Origin of the sequence: Blautia sp. OM06-15AC, from assembly GCF_003481425.1 — a bacterium.
GTDB classification, from domain to species: domain Bacteria; phylum Bacillota; class Clostridia; order Lachnospirales; family Lachnospiraceae; genus Fusicatenibacter; species Fusicatenibacter saccharivorans.
On sequence record NZ_QULD01000028.1, the window covers coordinates 1 to 2,466 of the forward strand.

4 protein-coding genes are annotated in these 2,466 nt (G+C 44.4%); 1 reads left to right on the forward strand and 3 read right to left on the reverse strand.

Translation table 11 applies throughout. The annotated features are described in order from the left end of the window. Positions 1-39: 39 nt before the first annotated feature. The gene (locus DXB83_RS16275; RefSeq protein WP_055060285.1) at positions 40-381 is read right to left on the reverse strand and encodes a DeoR family transcriptional regulator; all 342 of its coding nucleotides are present in this window, start codon (positions 379-381) and stop codon (positions 40-42) included. Then, on the reverse strand, positions 378-566 hold the full coding sequence (locus DXB83_RS16280) for a hypothetical protein (protein ID WP_055060284.1): 189 nt from the start codon (positions 564-566) through the stop codon (positions 378-380). The genes DXB83_RS16275 and DXB83_RS16280 overlap by 4 nt, the downstream gene beginning before the upstream one ends. 484 nt (positions 567-1,050) lie before the next feature. On the opposite strand from DXB83_RS16280, the gene DXB83_RS16285 reads away from it, so the two are divergent. After that, positions 1,051-1,857, forward strand: coding sequence for a helix-turn-helix transcriptional regulator (locus DXB83_RS16285; RefSeq protein WP_055154162.1), 807 nt, complete (start codon positions 1,051-1,053; stop codon positions 1,855-1,857). Between the two features lie 106 nt (positions 1,858-1,963). Here DXB83_RS16285 and DXB83_RS16290 read toward each other — a convergent pair. Next, a partial coding sequence (locus DXB83_RS16290) for a transcriptional regulator (RefSeq protein WP_243108946.1) occupies positions 1,964-2,466 on the reverse strand: 503 nt, incomplete at its 5' end.

The window sequence follows — 2,466 nt, forward strand, 5'->3', positions numbered from 1 at the left end:
TTCTCCAACTCCCGGTTGAGCTTTTCCAGCTTTGAGGTATCAGGCAAGGGCAGTATCCTCCTTTCCCGGTATCAGCACATAAATCCTGTTTGGTTCTCCAATGCCCTGACGCACCCGCATGATAAGTCCGGCAGTTTCCAGTTCATTCAGAGAACGCTTGACCGTCATGGGGCTGCGGGACAGGACTGCGGCAATGGCTGTGACAGGGAAGCAGACAAACAGGATTCCGTTCTCGTCCTCCTGCCCTTTGGATAGTATAGCGTCTAACATCCGGCAGTACATGACCTTTGCGGTGCTGCTGACTGGAAACCCTGTCAATGCTCTGGGAAATGGCATACAGGGCGGCAGTGGTGTGTCTATCGTCATAAATTCAAAATTCATTCTGTGTGTTCCTCCTTTTTCTTGGCTCGTTTGGATAAATAATGAGGGCAGTCAATCACAACCGCCCGGAAGCTCTGCCTGCACCCATGCTGGCATTTCCGGCATAATTCGTTGTAAGTGACACGCCCCCGGTCATTGAGGTAAAAGGAAAGCTCATGCTTCCTTTTTTTGCTCATTCTCGGCATATTGTGTTTTCTCCCGTTTTAGTGTATGGTTTCGGGGCGATTTTCGGCAAAATTACAGCCATAGAGCCGCTTAAAATCTCCCGAAGTATCAGCGATAGGGTAGACTGTCCCCCTATCAGATTGTCGTGTTTCGGTATCATTTCGGTGTCAGTTCGCCAGTTCTCCCCGGTGTCGTTCCTCCCCTGAATCTCACAGCGGCGTATCGCTCCCTTTGGTACGCTCGTTTCGGTCAGGGTTCCTCCATATCCCTGCCAAAAGTCATGGCGCTACATCGCCAGGGAAGCATATCCCACACAGGCTGGTCATTCGATTGGAATAATCCATCGATGAACTACCTGTATCATAGAACATTTTTGTGCCCTGTGCCGTATGTCCACAAAGTAGGAATCAGGGGTAAAAATCAGAAATTTCCACGATTGCGGAATTGATATGGTATAATCAATTCAACGGTTATATATGTTGTCAAAAAGGGGGAGCTGCTTCAATGAACGGAGCTACTACAATACAGGAACGGCTAAAAGATTTACGATTAAACAAAGGATTAAAACTGGAAGAACTGGCAGAGCAAACGGGTATTTCAAAATCGGCTCTTGGCAGTTATGAAAAAGATGACTATAAGGAAATCAATCATGGCAACCTTATCCTGCTGGCAGATTTTTATGGGGTGTCCCTCGATTATCTCTTTTGCCGGTCAGAGAACAGGACAGAGATCAACACGCCATTAAGGGAGCTGCATTTGAGTGATGAAATGGTGGCACTCCTGAAAAGCGGTCGGATTAACAACCGCCTGCTCTGCGAACTTGCCACCCATAAGGACTTTATCAAGTTTCTTGCGGACATTGAGATTTATGTGGATGGGATTGCCACCATGCAGATTCAGAACCTCAATGCCCTTGTCGATACCGTCCGACATGAAATCATTGAACGGTATCGCCCCGGCGAAGATGACCCGCATTTAAAGGTGCTGCAAGCTGCCCATATCAGTGATGATGAGTATTTCAGCCACATGGTACGGGATGACCTCAATCTCATTATCCGGGATATTCGGGAAGCCCACAAAAAGGACAGCGAGAGCGCACCCCAAACTACCGTTGCCGATGAACTGAAAGAAAATCTGGAAGCAGTCGAAAATTTCAAGGGCAGTCGGGATGAAAAGCTGGTTGTTCTTTACTGCAAGCAGCTTGGTATCAACTATAAAAATCTGTCAGACGAAGAATTTCGCTGGCTGATTCGGATTCTCAAAAAATCAAAGAAAATGGGAACGCCTATCAGTCAGAGGAAAAAACGGTAAAGAAAAACCGCTGTTGCATGGTTTGTTAGCTTCCATGTAGCAGCGGTTTGTGCTGTGGTTATTCAGTTAAATTTTCAGAATAACAAGTTGGGATTTTTCTTGTTACTTATTTTTTTTGATTGTGGCGTTTCTTATTCCACAGTGAACCTACCAACATACCGATTGCAGAGATTATTGCTCCGGCTACAATCATTCCCAAGTCAGGGGCATTCAGTTTGTTAAAAGCAATGTTGTTTGCCATTTTGAATGTGCCATATTCAGCAAGCATATACATTACGCCAAAGAAAAGAGTGAATGCCCATTTTCCTTTTCCCCAAAAGTTATTTTTACCAATAACAATAGATACAATAAATGTGGATATAGGAAGAATAAACCAAAGAAACATCAAACTGTAACCCATAGCGTCACTTCCACTTGCAAAAAACCAGAACACTATCATTGCAAACGCCCAAATCAAGAGATAGGAGAGAATCGTAATAATCTTGTTTCTGTTGGCATTGCTTTTCACAACATTCGTACTTTCTTCAAGATAATCATAATAGCTTTTCATTTTTTGTTCTCCTCGTATTATATAGTAGTAGTTTTTAGAGACCCTCTCCAAGGTCTTTA

What these genes read in the sequence shown, in the direction of transcription:
- DXB83_RS16280 (WP_055060284.1), bottom strand. Translation starts at nt 566, where the DNA reads ATGCCGAGAATGAGCAAAAAAAGGAAGCATGAGCTTTCCTTTTACCTC.
- DXB83_RS16285 (WP_055154162.1), top strand. Translation starts at nt 1,051, where the DNA reads ATGAACGGAGCTACTACAATACAGGAACGGCTAAAAGATTTACGATTA.
- DXB83_RS16275 (WP_055060285.1), bottom strand. Translation starts at nt 381, where the DNA reads ATGAATTTTGAATTTATGACGATAGACACACCACTGCCGCCCTGTATG.